The following is an 18,620-nucleotide window of genomic DNA, read 5'->3' as shown; positions in this document are numbered from 1 at the left end:
GGTGCGGCTCTTCGCGAGCAACCTCGCTCAACAAACACCTCGCTCCGGCTCGGCACCGGCTCCGGTCTGGTCCCTGTGGGAGTGAGCTTGTTCACGAAAAGGTCTGGTTCGGTGTCGCGGCCTTTCGCGAGCAAGCTCGCTCCCACAAACACCTCGCCCCCACGACTCGAACCGCTTTATCCCAGTTCCCACAGGGTTTCGGGAGCGGCTGCTTGCAGGTACAAAAAAGCCGCGTTTTCACGCGGCTTTCATAGCTATCTATATATCTAGCTAGCTAGATATCAGAACGACTTGCCGGTCTTGACCCGCTCCAGGTCGGCCTTGACCATCAGGTCGCACAGCTCTTCCAGGGTGGTTTTCGGTTCCCAGCCCAGCAGCTTTTTAGCGCGCTCTGGGTTGCCGATCAGCAGTTCCACTTCCGCAGGGCGGTAGAACTTCGGGTTGACCTGGATGACGGTCTTGCCGGTCTTGGTGTCGATGCCGTGTTCGTTGTCGGCGCTGCCTTTCCATTCCAGCTGGATGTCGACGGCCTTGAACGCCATGGACACGAAGTCACGCACGGTCTCGGTGCGGTTGGTGGCCAGCACGAAGGTGTCAGGCTGGTCGGCTTGCAGCATGCGCCACATGCCTTCGACGTATTCCTTCGCAAAACCCCAGTCGCGCTTGGCGTCGAGGTTGCCCAGGTCCAGCACGTCCTGCATGCCCAGCGAGATGCGCGCCACGGCGTCGGTGATCTTGCGGGTCACGAACTCTTTGCCGCGCAGCGGCGACTCGTGGTTGAACAGGATGCCGCTGGAGCCAAAGATGTCGTAGGACTCGCGGTAGTTGATGGTCATCCAGTGCGCGTACAGCTTGGCCACGCCGTAGGGGCTGCGCGGGTAGAACGGGGTACTCTCGACCTGTGGAACAGCCTGCACCATGCCGAACATCTCGGAGGTGGAGGCCTGGTAGAAGCGGATCTTCGGGTTGACGATGCGGATCGCTTCGAGCAGGTTCACCGCGCCCAGGCCGGTGATCTCGGCGGTGGTCAGCGGCTGGTCGAAGGACACGCCGACGAAACTCTGTGCGGCCAGGTTGTAGACTTCGCTCGGCTCGGCCTTCTGCATCAGGCGGATGCTGGCCGACAGGTCGGTGAGGTCGTGCTCGACCAGTTCCAGATTCGGGTGGTTCAGCGCGCCGACTTCTTCGAGGCGCCAGAAGTTGACCGAGCTGGTACGGCGGTAGGTGCCGTAGACCTTGTAGCCTTTTTCCAACAGCAATTGGGTGAGGTAGGCACCGTCCTGGCCGGTGATGCCGGTGATGATTGCTGTCTTCTGCGTCTGGGTCATTATTTGGTTTTCCGATCTGGGGCTGGCTCAGTCTTGCTGTTATTGCTCAGCCATACGTTCACGCTTTCTACGCTGTCAGCCGACACCTTGCCGGCCCAGCGATTGAGGATGAACAAATTGGTTATGAAGTCGTACTGCGTTTTGAGCAGGTCACGACGCGCCTTGAACTCGTTCTGGGTTGCAGTCAGCACGTCGACGGCATTGACCACGCCGTACTTGAACGCTTCCTGGGACGCCAGGCTCGACTGCTCCGCAGAAGCGACGGCATTGCGGTTGGCGCGTATTTTTTCGACGCTGGAGTCTGCGGTCAAGTATGCATTGGTGGTTTCCTTGACCACCTGACGCCGGGTGTATTCCAGTTGCTGCTCGGCGGCGACCTGATCCTGGTAAAGCCCACGTACCCGCGCCGAGGTCGAACCACCACTATAGATGGGTACCGACAAGGCGACACCCGCGACATAACTGTCGGTCTTCGGTGCCAGGGCGTTGTTGTAGCCCTCGTTGGTGTTCTGCGCGCTCAGGTTCAGGTTCAGGGTGGGGTAGTGATCGCCCTTGCCGCCGCGTACGCCGGCCTCGGCGGCTTCCACCGCGCTGAGGTTGGACTTGATCGCCGGGTTTTCGTTCTGCGCCAGGCGCACCCAGCTTTCCAGGCTTTCGTCTGACACTTTCAGTTGCACATCGTCACGTACGCGGCTGAGTTTTTCAGTCACAGGGCGGCCGACGATTTCCGACAGCGCCGCGCGGGTCACACGTACCTGGTTGCGCGCATCCACTTCCTGGGCGGCGAGCAGGTCGACGCGGGCCTGCAGTTCCAGCACGTCGGTCTTCTTGGCGTACTGGCGCTCGTAGAGGGCGCTGACCTGGTCGAGGTTCTTCTGCGTGGCGCGGCGCTCGGCCTGGGTCAGTTCCAGCTCGTCGTCGGCGGCCAGGGCAGCGAAGTAGCGCTGCGCCAGGTCGACGGTGGCTTCGGCCTGGGCTTCGTCCGACTCGGACAACGACTGCTTGGCCAGGCTCTTGTAGCGCTGCCAGTTTTCCCAGGCCTTCTTGTTATAGAGGATCTGGCTCAGGCCGATGCTGTAGTTCTCGCTGTTGTAGACCTGGTCGACCTGTTCGTTGACCTGCTTGATGCGGTTGGCCCCGGCATTGGCCGAGATCTGCGGCAACAGGCTGCCGAAGGCTTCGCGTTCATGTTCCTTGCCGGCCTGGGCACGCGCGTAGGCCGAGAGGATGCGCGGGTCTTCCAGGCGCGCTTCCTTATATAAGGACAGCAGGTCGGCGGAGTATTCCTTGGCGCTGACGCCGCTGGCCGGCGCCTTGGGGGTCGAGGGCACGGCGATCTTGGGCTCGGCCGCGTGCACCTGCAGCACCAGCATGCCCGACAATACACAGGGGATCAGGCGCACAATCATTCCTCGATCATCGATTCAGAAATGGCGTTGCGCGCCGGCTGCATCAGGTATTGCAACATGGTGCGCTCGCCGGTGTTGATCAGTACGTCAGCCGGCATACCGGCCACCAGTTTGCGGCCGGCGAGTTTCTGCAGGCCTTCCTCGGTGACCTTGGCGCGCACCAGGTAGTACGGCTGGCCGGTGCGTTCGTTGGTCAGGCGGTCGGCCGACACACGAATGACTTCACCTGGAATCACCGGGGTGGTGGCGCTGTTGAAGGCGGTGAAGCGGATGTCGGCGTGCTTGCCGATGGCCACGCGGTTGATGTCCTGCGGCGACACCTCGGCTTCGACGATCAGCTCGGACACCGATGGCACCACGTCGAGCAGCGGGGTGGCCTGGCGCACCACACCACCGACGGTGTGCACGGTCATGCCGATCACCATGCCGTCATCGGGGGCGCGGATGACGATGCGGCTCAGGCGGTCCTGGATAGCGGCGGTGCGCTCTTGCAGTTCATAGCCCTTGGCCTGGGTCTCGGTCAGTTGCTTGGCAACTTCGGAGTTGAAGTCCTTGTTGACCTGCAGGATCTGCAGTTCGGTTTCGTTGATCTGCAGGCGCGTGCGGGTGATGTTCGAGCGGTGCTCGGCGATCTCCGAACGCAGCGAGTCGAGCTTGCGCTGCTGGTCGAGCAGGCGCTGCTTGTCGACGAAGCCCTTGGACAGCAGTTCGCTCAGTTCGCCGATCTCGCCGCCGTAGGATTTCTCCAGGCTGGTCTTGGTGGCGATCATCGCTTCGGTGCCCTTGATCTGCGCGTTGAGCTGGCCGATGCGTTCCTGCAGCACCGAGACCTGGCCCAGGCGCGCGCCGCGGCGGGTGTTGAACACCTGGGTTTCACTGGCACGGGCCTCGGCGGCACGGGCGCTTTCAGGGTCGAGCATATTGCCGAAATCGACATGGTCCTTGCCATCGCGCTCGGCGATCAGCCGCGCCTCCATGGCCTGGGCGCTGATCAGCTGGTTGCGGGCCACTTCGTATTCGGCGCGCAGCTGGCCGTCGTCGAGGATGATCAGCGGGTCGCCGCGTTTCACCATGTCGCCGTCGCGCACGAGAATCTCTTTGACGATGCCGCCTTCGAGGTGCTGCACGGTCTTGCGGTAGGTCTGCACGGTCACCACGCCGGGGGCGTGTACCGCGCCATCCAGCGGGGCCACGGCGGCCCAGGTGCCGAAAATGCCGAATACCACCAGGAGGATGCCGAAGCCGAGGTTGCGGATCTTGCGGTCCGACGTCGGCAGGTCAGCGAAGTTGTCGGTCTTGCCTGCGAGAATAAGAGTCATCTGTGTCGTCGTCCTGTCAGGCACCGGCCTGTGCGGTGCCTGCGCTGACCTGGGCCTGCTTCTGCGCGGCCAGCTGTTGCTTGTTGAGCTCTTCCATGACCTGGTCACGTGGACCGTACATGGTGATTGCGCCGTTCTGCATGACCAGCAGGCGGTCCAGCTGGGACAGGATGCTGGTGCGGTGGGTGATGACGAAGACGGTCGAGCCGGCCTGCTTGAGGTACTGGATGGCGTGCGCCAGGGCGCGTTCGCCGACCTCGTCGAGGTTGGAGTTCGGTTCGTCGAGCAGGATCACCTTGGGGATGCCGTACAGGGCACGGGCCAGGCCGATGCGCTGGCGCTGGCCACCGGAGAGGTTGACGCCGTCGCTGCCGATCACCGTGTCGTAGCCTTCGGGCAGGAGCAGGATCATTTCATGCACGCCGGCGATCTGCGCGGCCTGCACGACTTTTTCCGGGTCGATGCTGGAGAAGCGTGCGATGTTCTCGCTGATGCTGCCTTCGAACAGCTCGATGTCCTGGGGCAGGTAACCGATGTGCGGGCCGAGCAGCTCTTTGTCCCACTGGTGCAGGTCGGCGCCGTCCAGGCGCACCGAGCCATGCTGCGGCGCCCACACGCCCATCAGGGCACGGGCGAGGGTCGACTTGCCGGAGGCGCTGGGGCCGATGATGCCGACCACGGCACCGGCCGGTACGCCGAAGCCGATGCCCTTGAGAATCGGGGTCTTGGAGCCCGGGGCGCCGATGATCAGGTTCTCGACCTGGATGTTGCCCTTCGGCGCCGGCAGCGGCATGCGCTGCGGTTCGGCGTGCATCTTGTCGAGGATGTCGTTGAGGCGGTTGTACTGGGTACGCGCGCTGATGAAGCCTTTCCAGCTGCCGATGATCAGGTCGATCGGCGCCAGGGCACGGCCCAGCAGTACGGAACCGGCGATCACCAGGCCGGCGTTGATTTCGTGCTGGATCGCCAGGTAGGCACCCAGGCCGAGGATCAGCGACTGCACCCAGGTACGGAAGGTCTTGGACAGGGTGCTGACCACACCGCCCTTGTCGCTGGCGTTGGACTGCAGCAACAGGACCTTGCGCTGACGCTGGCTCCAGCGTGCGATCAGGGTGTCGAGCATGCCCATCGACTCGATCACTTCGGCGTTGCGCAGGTTCTTGGTGGTGTTCAGCGTGGCGGCGATGTTTTCCTTGTTGGCTTCGCCCAGGGCCTTGCCGGTGACCTTCTCGTTGGCATAGGCGAGGATCAGCAGGACGATGGCGCTGGCAATGGCCACCCAGCCGTAGTACGGGTGGAACATGAACATCACGGCGATGTAGATCGGCAGCCAGGGCGCATCGAAAAACGCGAATACGCCGTTGCCGGTGAGGAACTGGCGCAGGCTGGTGAGGTCATTCATGGGCTGGGCCGAGGCATCCATGCCGCCGCTTTCCAGCGCGCGCTTGAAGCTGGCTTTGTAGACGTGGCGGCTGAGCAGCACGTCGAGTTTGGTGCTGACGCGCACCATGATGCGCGAGCGCACCCACTCCAGGGTCCCGGACGTGATCACCAGGATGGACATGATGAGGGTCAGCATCACCAGGGTGGTGACGTTGTTGCTGGTCAGTACTCGACCGTAGACCTGCAGCATGTAGAAGGTTGGAACCAACATCAGGGCGTTGACAAAGAGGCTGAAGACACCAACTGATATGAAAGCGCCTTTACAGGCCTTGAGTGCAGCCTGCAAGCTGTTTTCATGATTTTTCTGCATAACGTCCTGACTGCCTGGGGGGGTGTTGAAAAGCGCAAAAGTGTAACACCCGCCTATCGGTCAACAAATGAAAAAAGCGGCTTTGTAAAGTCTATAAAGGAAATTTCCCACGCAGGAAATTTCCCTGTTTACGGTTGGCTAGTGCCGGATTCAAAGGGTAAAGTTCGGCCTTGCACGGCTTTTCCTACTGCCTGGCAACGCCAGCGTTTCAGACGAACAACACTCCCCGTTCTAGAGCGGTTTCACCGCGTCATCTTGCTTCCAGCAGTAGCAACAGGTACCTCATGCGCGTTCTTCATTTCTTCAAGACCTACTACCCGGACACCACCGGCGGCATCGAGCAGGTGATGTTCCAGCTCAGCCAGGGCTGCCGCTCGCTGGGCGTGGACGGCCAGGTGCTGACCCTGAGCCCGAACCCCGTGCCGGAGCGCATTCAGGTGGCCGACCATGAGGTGGTGCGGGTCAAGGAGAGCTTCAACCTGGCCTCCACGGGGTTTTCCCTGGCGGTGTTCAAGCGCTTCAAGGACATGGCCGCCGAGGCTGACCTGGTGCACTTCCACTTTCCGTGGCCGATGATGGACCTGGTGCACTTCGCCACCCGCCATGGCCGCCCGACGGTGCTCAGTTATCACTCCGACATCATCAAGCAGCGCACCCTGCTGAAGTTCTATGCGCCGCTGATGAACCGCATGCTGGGCAGCATGGACCGCATTCTGGTGGCCTCGCCCAATTACCAGCGCAGCAGCGCAACGCTCAAACCGTTCGCCGACAAGACCGTGGTGGTGCCCTACGGGTTGGACGAGGCGGCCTACCCGCAGGTGTCGACGCAGTGCCAGGCGCGCTGGCAGGCGCAGCTGCCGGAGAAGTTCTTCCTGTTCGTCGGCGTGCTGCGCTACTACAAGGGCCTGCACACGCTGCTCGATGCCCTGGAGGGCGCGGATTACCCGGTGCTGCTATTGGGGGGCGGGCCGCAGGAACAGGAACTCAGGGCCCAGGCCGAGCGCCTGGGGCTGCGCAACCTGCGCTTCCTCGGGCGCCTGGACGACGAAGACAAGGCCTGCCTGCTGCAGCGCTGCCATGCCCTGGTGTTCCCGTCACACCTGCGCTCCGAGGCGTTCGGCATTTCCCTGCTGGAGGCGGCGATGTATGGCAAGCCGATGATCTCTTGCGAGATCGGCACCGGCACCACCTTCGTCAATATCGATGGCGAAACCGGCCTCGCCGTGCCGCCAGAGAACCCACCGGCGCTGCGCGAGGCCATGCGCCGCTTGTGGGACGAGCCAGGCCTGGCCGCGCGTTTCGGCGCCCAGGCCCGGGCACGTTTCGAGAAGGTGTTCACCGCCGAACGCATGTGCGCGGCGACGGTGCAGGTCTACAAGGAACTGCTGGTGCCCGGCGCAGTGCCGGTTCGGGCTGACCTGTAGTGGGGGCGAGCTTGCTCGCGAAAAGCTCTGGTGCGGTGGTGCGGCCCTTCGCGAGCAAGCTCGCTCCAACAAAGTGCGAACGGCTTGAAACCGGCCTCGGCCCTGGCCTCGAACCCGTAGGAGCGAGCTTGCTCGCGAAAAGGTCTGGTGCGGCGTGAAGGCCTTCGCGAGCAAGCTCCAACAAAACCGCCGGGCCTTCATCTATCTAGCTGGCTTTATATATAGCTAGCTATTCATCACTCCGGGAAATGCTCTTTGGCCAGGGCCACGACTTCTTCGTGGGTGATCGGCGCCAGGGCGGCGATGGCCCACAGGTCGTAGGCCGGGTGGGTGCGCTGGATCGGCAGGACCATGTCGAAACCGGCGGCCTGCAGGGTGCCGGTCAATACGCGCTTGGTGAAACCGCAACGGTGCGCCATGTAGAGATTGCCGTTGGCCATGGCCGGGCGATGACCGTAGAGGATGTCGATCGGCGCAATCGGGCCGGCGGGCGAGACATAGGCGGCATCGGTCAGCTTGTCTTCGGCCACCAACGCGCAGACCGATTGCAGGTCGGGGCAGGTGATGACCAGAAAGCCGCCCGGCTTGAGTACACGTTTGAATTCCGCCAATGCCACCGGGACCTCATGCGGGTACAGGTGCTCAATGTTGTGGCTGGAAAACAGCGCATCCACCGAGGCGTCCTTGACCTGGGACATGTCGGTCATGGTCCCCACGATGTCCGGGTTGACGCTCTGGTCGATATCGAAGCGCAGTTCCTGCCACTGCTCGGAAGCAAAGCCTCTGGTCGTGCCGCTCTTGTTCTTAGGACCGCAACCTACATGGAGGAAGGTTTTCACAATCAATTACTCGATCAAGGCCCTTGCCGGCTAAGCAGAGGGTGGGGGACGTGTTCCGCTGGCCAGCGGAGGTTGCAACGCACACTAGGTCAAGAGCCGGGGAGGGTCAAGGCAGCGCCCTGGCGGGCAGGCCGTCCACCTGTGATCCACACCTGACACTGACTGTTCCGACATGACCGGTCATCTGATCGGCGCAGCGAGGGGTAGTGTGTGTCTTTAAATGATGGCAAAAGGTCATCACTTAAGGGTAAAAACTCAAGTGTTGCCCCAAGGAAGTCGGCGGCTGTCGGGATTTTTTAAGGAAATTTTTCCCACGATCTCATGATGTAAAAATTTTTGTCGTTTTTTACAGTTAATTTTTTATAACCAAAACCCTAAAAACGGCAAAGTGCCATCAAAAAACAGTCTTAATGTTTCAAGAAATCCAGTCGCTAACCGAGTCACGCAGGCAATCCCTTGCCTATTCATCTGGCTACGGCGGCAACGCTGACCTTGCGGTACAACTCAAAACAGGACACCCCTATGAGTAGCTTTATTTCTTCGCTGACTACCGCACAAGTTGCTGCCTTGAGCACGACGACCATTGCCGGTCTCGGCACCGAAGACATTGCGGCCTTCAGCACGGTGCAAATTGCCGCGCTGACCACCGCTCAGATTCCCGCTTTCACCAAAGCCAACGTTGCCGCGTTCACCACCGCCCAGCTCCCCGGTTTCACCACCGCCCAGGTGGCCGCACTGACCACTGCCCAGGTACCGAGCCTGACCACCGCGCAAGTCGCCGCATTGAGCACCGCGCAGGTCGCCGCCTTTGAAACGGTCGACTTCGCTGCCCTGCCCGTGGCCAGTGTGGGTGCCCTGACCACCGCACAAGTCGCTGCCCTGACCACCGACCAGGTGGTGGCCCTGACCACCGCCCAGGCCGCGGCCCTCAAGCCGACTCAGGTTGCCGCGCTGACCACCGCTCAGGTCGCTGCCCTGCAGAACGCCGACCTGGCCGCGCTGACCACCGCTGCCGTAGCCAACCTGAGCACCGCGCAAGTCGCGGCCCTGACCACCGCCCAGGTGCCCGGCCTGACTGCCGCCCAAGTGGGGGCGTTGACCACCGCCGAGGTGGCCGCCCTGACCACTGCGCAAGTGGTGGCGCTGACCACCGCCCAGGTCACCTCGCTGAAAACCACTCAGGTCGCGGCGCTGACCACCGCTCAAGTGGCGGCCATGGAGACCGTCGATGTCGCCGCGCTGACCAGCGCCCAGATCGCTGCGCTGACCACTGCTCAGGCCGCCGCGCTGACCACCGCACAAGTCGCGGCACTCAAACCTGCCCAGGTCTCGGCCCTGACCACTGCTGACGTGGCGGCGCTGACCACCGCACAAGTTGTCGCCCTGACCACTGGCCAGGCCGCCGCGCTGACCTCGGCCCAGGTGGCGGCGCTGACCACCGCTCAGGTCGCCGCACTGGAAACCGTTGACTTCGCCGCCCTGACCGCCACCAACGTCGGTGCCCTGACCACGGCCCAGGTCGCTGCACTGACCACTGCACAAGTCGTCGCGTTGACCACCGCTCAAGCGGCGGCGCTGAAACCGACCCAGGTCGCCGCGCTGACCACCGCTCAGGTGGCCGCCCTGCAGAATGCCGACCTGGCCGCGCTGAGCACCGCTGCGGTGGCCGGCATGACCACCGCTCAGGTGGCTGCGCTGACCACCGCCCAGGTGCCAGGTCTGACCGTCGCCCAGGTGGGTGCGCTGACCACCGCTGAAGTGGCCGCGCTGACCACCGCTCAGGTCGTTGCCCTCAGTACCGCCCAGGTGGCTGCGCTGAAAACCACGCAAATTGCTGCCCTGACCACCGCCCAGGTCGCCGCGCTGGAAACCGTCGATGTGGCCGCGCTGACCGCCTCTCAGGTTGCGGCGCTGACCACAGCCCAAGTCGCTGCGCTGACCACTGGCCAGGTGGCTGCGCTGAAGCCTGCTCAGGTCTCGGCCCTGACCACTGCCGAAGTGGCCGCCCTGACCACCGCCCAGGTCGTTGCCCTGGGTACCGCACAAACCGCGGCCCTGACCACCGCGCAAGTCGCGGCGCTGACCACTGCTCAGGTCGCAGCCCTGGAAACCGCTGACCTGGCTGCCCTGCCAGCCGCCAGCGTCGCCGCGCTGACCACCGCGCAAGTGGCGGCCCTGACCACTGGTCAGGTCGTGGCGCTGAGCACTGCCCAAGTGGCTGCACTGAAGCCGACCCAGGTCGCGGCGCTGACCACTGCGCAAGTGGCCGCGCTGGAAACCGTTGACGTCGCTGCGCTGACCACTGCCCAAGTGGCGGGCCTGACCACCGCCCAGGTGGCTGCGCTGACCACTGGCCAGATCGCTGCCCTCAAGGCACCTCAGGTCGCGGCGCTGACCACCGCTGAAGTGGCCGCGCTGACCACTGCGCAAGTGGTTGCCCTGACCACCGCCCAGACTGCCGCACTGACTTCCGCTCAGGTGGCGGCCCTGACCACCGCTCAGGTGGCCGCGCTGGAAACCGTTGATTTCGCTGCCCTGAGCGCAGCTAACGTCGGCGCGCTGACCACCGCGCAGGTCGCTGCCCTGACCACCGACCAGGTGGTGGCGCTGACCACCGCGCAAGCGGCTTCGCTTAAACCGACCCAGGTCGCTGCCTTGACCACCGCCCAGGTGGCAGCCATGCAGACCGCCGACCTGGCCGCCCTGACCACCGCCTCCATCGCCGGCATGACCACTGCCCAGGTCGCGGCGCTGACCACCGGCCAGGTCGCAGGCCTGAGCGTGGCTCAAGTCGGCGCCCTGACCACCGCCGAAGTGGCGGCGCTGACCACCGGCCAGGTTGTCGCGTTGACCACGGCCCAGGTCGCGGCGCTGAAACCGGCCCAGCTCGCAGCCATGAGCACCGCTCAGGTGGCGGCGATTGAGACCGTCGACATCGCGGCGCTGACCACCGCTCAAGTGGCCGGCCTGACCACTGCCCAGGTTGCAGCCCTGACCACTGGCCAGATCGCGGCCCTCAAGGCACCTCAGGTTGCAGCTTTGACCACCGCTGAGGTGGCCGCACTGACCACCGCACAAGTTGTGGCCCTGACTACCGGCCAGGCGGCCGCGCTGACCACCGGCCAGGTCGCTGCCCTGACCACTGCTCAGGTCGCAGCCCTGGAAACCGTTGACCTGGCCGCGCTGCCAGCCGCCAGCGTCGCCGCGCTGACCACCGCACAAGTGGCGGCATTGACCACGGGCCAAGTCGTCGCCCTGACCACCGCGCAAGTGGCCGCGCTGAAACCGACCCAGGTGGCTGCGCTGACCACCGCGCAAGTCGCTGCGCTGGAAACCGTTGACGTTGCTGCGCTGACCACTGCCCAGGTAGCCGGCCTGACCACCGCGCAAGTGGCAGCCCTGACCACCGCTCAGGTGGCCGCGCTGAAACCTGCCCAGGTATCGGCGCTGACTACTGCTGAAGTGGCCGCCCTGACCACCGCGCAGGTTGTCGCGCTGACCACCGGTCAGGCGGCTGCCCTGACCACCGCGCAGGTTGCAGCCCTGACCACCGCGCAGGTCGCTGCCCTGGAAACCGTTGACTTCGCGGCTCTGCCGGTCGCCAGCGTCGGTGCCCTGACCACCGCTCAGGTGGCTGCGCTGACCACCGACCAGGTCGTTGCCCTGACCACCGCTCAGGCTGCCAGCCTGAAGTCGACCCAGGTCGCTGCCCTGACCACCGCGCAAGTGGCGGCCCTGCAGAACGCCGATCTGGGTGCCTTGAGCACCGCTGCCATCGCCGGCCTGACCACTGCGCAGGTGGCTGCGCTGACCACCGCCCAGGTGCCCGGCCTGACCGTTGCCCAGGTCGGTGCCCTGACCACTGCTGAAGTGGCCGCGCTGACCACCGCCCAGGTTGTCGCGCTGACCACTGCCCAGGTGGCTGCACTGAAGCCGACTCAACTCGCGGCCATGACTACCGCTCAGGTGGCGGCGATTGAAACCGTCGACATCGCGGCCCTGACCACCGCTCAGGTGGCTGGCCTGACCACCGCGCAAGTCGCCGCCCTGACCACCGCTCAGGTGGCCGCGCTGAAACCTGCCCAGGTATCGGCGCTGACCACTGCTGAAGTGGCCGCGCTGACCACCGCGCAGGTTGTCGCCCTGACCACCGGCCAGGCAGCCGCGCTGACTACCGCGCAGGTCGCTGCCTTGACCACTGCGCAGGTGGCGGCCCTGGAAACCGTAGACTTCGCGGCCCTGCCGGTCGCCAGCGTCGGTGCCCTGACCACCGCGCAGGTGGCGGCGCTGACCACCGACCAGGTTGTCGCACTGACTACCGCCCAGGCGGCTTCGCTGAAACCGACTCAGGTGGCTGCACTGACCACCGCGCAAGTGGCGGCCCTGCAGAACGCCGACCTCGCCGCACTGACCACCGCCGCCGTGGCCGGCCTGACCACCGCTCAGGTGGCGGCGCTGACCACTGCCCAGGTGCCAGGCCTGACCGCCGCGCAGATCGCGGCCCTGCCGACCGCCGATGTCGCGGCGCTGACCACCGCCCAGGTGGTGGCGCTGAGCACCGCGCAGACCGCCGCGCTGACCACCGCCCAGGTGGCCAACCTGACCACCGCGCAAGTGGCGGCCATGGAAACTGTCGACGTGGCGGCGCTGACCACCGCGCAGATCGTTGCCCTGACCACTGGCCAGTACGCTGCCATGACCACCGGCCAGATTGCGGCCCTCAAGCCAGCGCAGATCAGTGCCATGCAGACTGCCGACGTGGCCGCGCTGACCACGGCTCAGGTCGTGGCTCTGACCACTGCCCAGGCGGCGGCGCTGACCACTGCCCAAGTGGCGGCACTGACCACCGCCCAGGTGGCCGCGCTGGAAACCGTTGACCTGGCCGCTCTGCCCGCTGCCAGCATCGGCGCCCTGACCACCGCCCAGGTGGCGGCCCTGACCACTGGCCAGGTCGTCGGTCTGACCACTGCCCAGGTGGCTGCACTGAAACCGACCCAGCTCGCGGCCATGAGCACCGCTCAGGTGGCGGCCATTGAGACCGTCGACATCGCAGCCCTGACCACCGCCCAAGTGGCTGGCCTGACCACCGCGCAAGTGGCAGCCCTGACCACTGCCCAAGTGGCCGCGCTCAAGCCTGCCCAGGTATCGGCGCTGACCACGGCTGAAGTGGCCGCCCTGACCACCGCCCAGGTTGTCGCGCTGACCACCGGCCAGGCGGCTGCCCTGACCACCGCGCAGGTTGCAGCCCTGACCACCGCGCAGGTCGCTGCCCTGGAAACCGTTGACTTCGCAGCCCTGCCGGTCGCCAGCGTCGGTGCCCTGACCACCGCGCAGGTAGCAGCCCTGACCACCGCTCAGGTGGTGGCGTTGACCACCGCGCAAGCGGCGGCGCTGAAACCGACTCAGGTCGCTGCACTGACCACCGCCCAGGTGGCGGCCCTGCAGAACGCCGACCTGGCTGCGCTGACCACCGCGGCCGTGGCCGGCCTGACCACCGCTCAGGTGGCGGCGCTGACCACTGCCCAGGTGCCAGGCCTGACCGCCGCACAGATCGCGGCCCTGCCGACCGCCGACGTCGCTGCGTTGACCACCGGCCAGGTTGTGGCGCTGACCACCGCGCAAACTGCTGCGCTGACCACCGCCCAGGTGGCCAACCTGACCACCGCGCAAGTGGCGGCCATGGAAACTGTCGACGTGGCGGCGCTGACCACCGCGCAGATTGTTGCCCTGACCACTGGCCAATACGCAGCCATGACCACCGGCCAGATTGCGGCCCTCAAGCCAGCACAGATCAGTGCCATGCAGACCGCCGACGTGGCGGCGCTGACCACGGCTCAAGTGGCTGCGCTGACCACCGCGCAAGCGGCGGCCCTGACTACTGCACAAGTGGCCAACCTGACCACCGCGCAAGTAGCGGCGCTGACCACCGCAGACTTCGCCGCGCTGAACGTAGCCAACGTGGGGGCCCTGACCACCGCGCAGGTCGCTGCCCTGACCACCGACCAGGTCGTCGCCCTGACCACAGCTCAGGCCGCCAGCCTGAAGTCGACCCAGGTCGCTGCCCTGACCACCGCCCAGGTGGCTGCCCTGCAGAACGCTGACCTGGGTGCCTTGAGCACCGCAGCCATCGCGGCGCTGACCACCGCGCAAGTGGCGGCCCTGACCACCGCTCAGGTGCCGGGTCTGACCGTAGCCCAGGTCGGTGCGCTGACCACCGCGGACGTGGCGGCCCTGACCACGGCCCAGGTCGTGGCCCTGACCACCGCACAAGTGGCGGCCCTCAAGCCGGCACAAGTCACCGCCTTGACCACCGCGCAAGTGGCGGCCATGGAAACCGTTGACGTGGCGGCGCTGACCACGGCTCAAGTCGCTGGCCTGACCACCGCGCAAGCCGCGGCGCTGACCACCGCTCAGGTGGCTGCGCTCAAGCCTGCCCAGGTGTCGGCTCTGACCACTGCGGACGTGGCGGCCCTGACCACGGCCCAGGTGGTGGCCCTGACCACCGCTCAGGCAGCGGCGCTGACCACCGCGCAAGTGGCGGCCCTGACCACTGCACAAGTGGCTGCCCTGGAGACCGTCGACTTCGCTGCGCTGACACCGACCCAGGTGGCTGCGATGACTACGGCGCAAGTGGCGGCCCTGACCACTGCCCAGGTGGTGGCGCTGACCACCGCGCAAGCGGCAGCGCTCAAGTCCACCCAGGTCGCCGCGCTGACCACCGCGCAAGTCGCCGCTCTGCAGAACGCCGACCTGGCCGCGCTGAGCACCGCTGCCGTGGCTGGCCTGACCACCGCGCAAGCGGCCGCGCTGACCACCGCTCAGGTGCCCGGCCTGACCGCCGCGCAAATCGCAGCCCTGCCGACGGCCGACGTGGCGGCGCTGACCACCGCACAGATCGTCGCGCTGACCACCGCGCAAACCGCAGCCCTGACCACCGCCCAGGTGGCCAACCTGACTACCGCGCAAGTGGCGGCCATGGAAACTGCCGATGTCGCGGCCCTGACCACCGCTCAGGTCGTCGCGCTGACCACCGCGCAAGTGGCCAACCTGACCACCGCTGAGGTCGCGGCGCTGAAACCGACCCAGATCGCCGCGATGGAAACCGCCGATGTTGCGGCGCTGACCACCGCCCAGGTCGTGGCACTGGGTACTGCCCAGGTCGCAGCCTTGAAGGCGACCCAGGTCGCGGCCATGACCACCGCGCAGATCGCCGCGATGGAAACCGTCGATGTGGCCGCTCTGCCGGTCACCAGCATCGCGGCCCTGACCACGGCCCAGGCAGCCGCCCTGACCACGGCGCAGATCGTCGCTCTGAGCACCGCTCAGGTCGCTGGCCTGACCACCGCCCAGGTTGCCGCGCTGACCACCACTCAGGTGGCGGCGATGGAAACCGCTGATGTCGCGGCGCTGACCACCGCGCAGATCGTGGCTCTCACCACCGCTCAGGCGGCGGCGCTGACCACCGCTCAGATCGTGGCGCTCAAGTCGACCCAGTTCGCGGCCATGCAGACCGCTGACCTGGCCGCCCTGACCACCGCGCAGATCGCAGCGATCGAAACGGCGGACACCGCGGCGCTGACCACCGCCCAGGTGGCGGCCCTGACCACCACGCAGATCCAGGCCCTGACCACCGCGCAGCTGTCGCACCTGAGCATGACCCAGGTGAACGCCTTCACCACTGCGCAGATCCAGGCGATGAGTTCCACCCAGGTCGACGCCATGGCGCTGTCGACCCCGCTGGTCCTGGACCTCAACGGTGACGGCGTGCAGACCACGCACCTGCTCAACGGCACGAAGTTCGACCTCAATGCCGATGGCCATAAGGAAAGCACTGGCTGGACTGCCGGCGGTGACGGCCTGCTGGCCCTGGACCGCAACGGCGACGGTGTGGTGAACGATGGTTCCGAGCTGTTCGGTTCGGCCTTCCGCCTGGCTGACGGTTCGCTGGCCAAGGACGGTTTCGAAGCACTGAAGAGCCTGGACAGCAATCACGACGGCGTGATCAACTCCGGTGACCAGCTGTTCAGCGCCCTGCAGGTGTGGGTCGACAGCAACCACGATGGCATCAGCGATCAAGGCGAGATGCACAGCCTGAAAGACCTGGGCATCACCCAGTTCAACCTGGATGTGGCCAAGACTGTCGAGCTGAACCACGGCAACCTGATCGGTCTGCAGGCCAGCTTCGAGACCAGCGATGGCCATACCCACACCATTGCCGACGTGTGGTTCCACACGCAGGCAGGCGGTGACCAGTCCATCGACCTCACTCAGCTGAACCCTGAAGTGGTCGGCAAGCTGGGCGCCATCGACCTGGCGTCCGACAACGGTGCGGCCTCCACCCTGACCGTGGACGCCAAGGCGGTTGCGGCGCTGGGCCAGGCCGGCCAGGTGGACACCGGCAGCGGTGCCGCCGCACCGGTGCAGATGGTCATCAATGGCGACCAACACGACAGCGTGCACATCCAGGGCGCTGCCGGTGAATGGCAAGCCGCGGGTACCGCCACGGTCGACGGCACCAGCTATAACGTCTTCAACGACGGCAACGTGCAGTTGCTGGTCGCCACCGACGTACACACTTGGATTAACTGATATTCAGTGATACACCTCCAAGTGACTTAAGGACGTTCCCGTTTCAGCGATGAAACGGCAACCGACCCGAATACCGGGCTCGCAAGAGTCCGGTATTTTTTTATGGGTGGAGCCCTGATGCAGATCGAAAATCTTCAAAGCCCGGACCTGGACCTGACGCTGTCCACGGCCCTGCAATTGTCCGAACGGGCGGCGCTGGAACCCATGCAGCTGCTGCAGACCGCCGAGCGCCTCAACGCTGCCCAGCGCTTTGCCGATGTGGCCACGCTGTATCAGCGCTGGCTGGGGCATTGCCAGTCGGCGGTGCACTACATCGTGCAGTTCAACCTGGGGGTCACCCTCACCCAGCTGGGGCAGATCGACGCCGCCGAGCAGGCCTACCGCGCGGCCGTGGCGCAGAATCCCGGCTTCGCCCAGGCCTGGTTCAACCTGGGCACCTTGCAGGAGCGCCAGCAACAGCCGCAGCAGGCGCTCGATACCTGGCAGTCGATCCTCGACAAGGGCCTGATCGACCTGCAGGAAAGCCGTGACCTGTACCTGATGGTGTGCAACAGCCTGGGCCGCCTGCAGGAAGAAACCCGCCAGCTGCAGGCGGCCGAAGCCACGCTGCGCAAGAGCCTGGAGGTCGACCCGGCGCAACCCAAGGTGATCCAGCATTGGGTCCACCTGCGCCAGAAGCAGTGCGTGTGGCCGGTGTACGTGCCGCCGGTGGGTGTGAGCCTGGGCGACCTGCTCAAGGCCTCGTCACCCTTGGCGTTGCTGGCCGGCAGCGACGACCCCGGCCTGCAACTGGCCGCCGCCCTGCACTTCGTCCGCGAGCGGGTCAACGTGCGGGTACCGGCCCTGGCCACCACCTCGGGCTATGGGCATGGCAAGTTGCGCATCGGTTTCCTGTCTTCGGACTTCTGTCTGCATGCGGTGTCGCTGCTGACCGTAGAGCTGTTCGAGTTGATCGATCGCGAGCGCTTCGAGGTGTTCGGCTTCTGCTGGAGCCGCGAGGACGGCTCGGCCCTGCGTGAGCGGGTCAAGGGCGCCATGGACCATTTCGTGCGCATTGCCGACATGGACGACGCCACCGCCGCGCAGTGCATCCGCAACCTGGAAATCGACGTGCTCATCGACCTGCACGGCCTGACCTCCGGCGCGCGGCCGAACATCCTTGCCTGGCGCCCGGCGCCGGTGCAGATGACCTACCTGGGCTTTCCCGGCACCACCGGCCTGCCGTGCATCGACTACGTGATTGCCGACCGCTACCTGATCCCCGACCAGGAGCGCCCCTATTACAGCGAGAAGCCGCTGTACCTGGCGCAGATCTACCAGTGCAGCGACCGCCAGCGCCCCGTGGCGGCCCTGCCGAGCCGCGCCGAGTGCGGCCTGCCGGACGATCGCTTCGTGTTCTGCTCGTTCAACAACAACTACAAGTTCAACGAAGAGGTGTTCGACAGCTGGATGCGCATTCTGCAACGTGTGCCGAACAGCGTGCTGTGGCTGCTGGCCGATAACCAGTGGGCGCAGGCCAACCTGTGTGCTCGGGCCGAGCGGCAGGGCATCGATACGCAGCGGCTGATCTTCGCGCCGCGGGTGGCCCCGGACCAGTACCTGGCACGCTACAGTGCCGCCGACCTGTTCCTCGATGCCTACCCGTTCAATGCCGGCACCACGGCCAACGATGCGTTATGGATGGGCCTGCCGGTGCTGACCCGTTCAGGCCGCACCTTCGCTTCGCGCATGGCCGGGGCGCTGTTGACTGCCCTGGAACTGCCGGAACTGATCACCACCACTCTGGCCGACTACGAAGCACGCGCCGTGCAACTGGCCACCGACGCCCAGCTGCTGCCGGGCCTGCGCCAGCGCCTGGCCGCCAACCGCGCCACCTCGCCACTGTTCGACACCCCGCGCTTCGTGCGCGACTTCGAACAGGCGATCGCCAGTGTGGCGCCGTTGGCTGGCGCCTGATGC

8 protein-coding genes are annotated in these 18,620 nt (G+C 65.5%); 3 read left to right on the top strand and 5 right to left on the bottom strand.

Going from position 1 to position 18,620, the window contains the following annotated elements:
* Window positions 1-281: 281 nt before the first annotated feature.
* From gmd to RRX38_RS24555, 4 genes are read right to left on the bottom strand one after another with little or no spacing between them, the layout of a single operon-like run.
* The gene (gene gmd / locus RRX38_RS24570; RefSeq protein ID WP_315962789.1) at window positions 282-1,328 is read right to left on the bottom strand and encodes a GDP-mannose 4,6-dehydratase; all 1,047 of its coding nucleotides are present in this window, start codon (window positions 1,326-1,328) and stop codon (window positions 282-284) included.
* A complete protein-coding gene (locus RRX38_RS24565) occupies window positions 1,328-2,737 on the bottom strand; it encodes a TolC family outer membrane protein (RefSeq protein ID WP_315962788.1) in 1,410 nt (469 codons plus the stop codon). Before RRX38_RS24565 ends, gmd begins: the two co-directional genes overlap by 1 nt.
* Window positions 2,734-4,056 carry an HlyD family type I secretion periplasmic adaptor subunit gene (locus tag RRX38_RS24560; protein ID WP_192576886.1) on the bottom strand — a complete coding sequence of 441 codons (1,323 nt, stop codon included), beginning with the start codon at window positions 4,054-4,056 and terminating at the stop codon, window positions 2,734-2,736. The genes RRX38_RS24565 and RRX38_RS24560 overlap by 4 nt, the downstream gene beginning before the upstream one ends.
* Window positions 4,057-4,072: 16 nt before the next feature.
* Window positions 4,073-5,809, bottom strand: coding sequence for a type I secretion system permease/ATPase (locus tag RRX38_RS24555; protein ID WP_315962787.1), 1,737 nt, complete (start codon window positions 5,807-5,809; stop codon window positions 4,073-4,075).
* Window positions 5,810-6,093: 284 nt separating this feature from the next.
* On the opposite strand from RRX38_RS24555, the gene RRX38_RS24550 reads away from it, so the two are divergent.
* Window positions 6,094-7,233, top strand: a complete 1,140-nt coding sequence (locus RRX38_RS24550; RefSeq protein ID WP_315962786.1) for a glycosyltransferase family 4 protein — start codon at window positions 6,094-6,096, stop codon at window positions 7,231-7,233.
* Window positions 7,234-7,469: 236 nt separating this feature from the next.
* On the opposite strand, the gene RRX38_RS24545 is transcribed toward RRX38_RS24550, so the two are convergent.
* Window positions 7,470-8,072 carry a class I SAM-dependent methyltransferase gene (locus RRX38_RS24545; protein WP_315962785.1) on the bottom strand — a complete coding sequence of 201 codons (603 nt, stop codon included), beginning with the start codon at window positions 8,070-8,072 and terminating at the stop codon, window positions 7,470-7,472.
* A 522-nt stretch (window positions 8,073-8,594) separates the two neighbouring features.
* On the opposite strand from RRX38_RS24545, the gene RRX38_RS24540 reads away from it, so the two are divergent.
* Both RRX38_RS24540 and RRX38_RS24535 read left to right on the top strand, forming a co-directional pair.
* Window positions 8,595-16,661, top strand: a complete 8,067-nt coding sequence (locus RRX38_RS24540) for a hypothetical protein (RefSeq protein ID WP_315962784.1) — start codon at window positions 8,595-8,597, stop codon at window positions 16,659-16,661.
* Window positions 16,662-16,778: 117 nt separating this feature from the next.
* Window positions 16,779-18,617 (top strand): tetratricopeptide repeat protein, encoded by a 1,839-nt coding sequence (locus RRX38_RS24535; RefSeq protein ID WP_315962783.1) that lies wholly within the window; start codon window positions 16,779-16,781, stop codon window positions 18,615-18,617.
* Window positions 18,618-18,620 lie beyond the last annotated feature (3 nt).

The organism is Pseudomonas sp. DTU_2021_1001937_2_SI_NGA_ILE_001, assembly GCF_032463525.1.
Taxonomy (GTDB): Bacteria; Pseudomonadota; Gammaproteobacteria; order Pseudomonadales; family Pseudomonadaceae; genus Aquipseudomonas.
The sequence above is the reverse complement of the archived record's forward strand: the minus strand, read 5'-3'. Positions and strand labels throughout refer to the sequence as shown.

Excerpts from the sequence above, each read along its gene's own strand:
- gmd (WP_315962789.1), bottom strand. The coding sequence starts at position 1,328 with ATGACCCAGACGCAGAAGACAGCAATCATCACCGGCATCACCGGCCAG.
- RRX38_RS24565 (WP_315962788.1), bottom strand. The coding sequence starts at position 2,737 with ATGATTGTGCGCCTGATCCCCTGTGTATTGTCGGGCATGCTGGTGCTG.
- RRX38_RS24560 (WP_192576886.1), bottom strand. The coding sequence starts at position 4,056 with ATGACTCTTATTCTCGCAGGCAAGACCGACAACTTCGCTGACCTGCCG.
- RRX38_RS24555 (WP_315962787.1), bottom strand. The coding sequence starts at position 5,809 with ATGCAGAAAAATCATGAAAACAGCTTGCAGGCTGCACTCAAGGCCTGT.
- RRX38_RS24550 (WP_315962786.1), top strand. The coding sequence starts at position 6,094 with ATGCGCGTTCTTCATTTCTTCAAGACCTACTACCCGGACACCACCGGC.
- RRX38_RS24540 (WP_315962784.1), top strand. The coding sequence starts at position 8,595 with ATGAGTAGCTTTATTTCTTCGCTGACTACCGCACAAGTTGCTGCCTTG.
- RRX38_RS24535 (WP_315962783.1), top strand. The coding sequence starts at position 16,779 with ATGCAGATCGAAAATCTTCAAAGCCCGGACCTGGACCTGACGCTGTCC.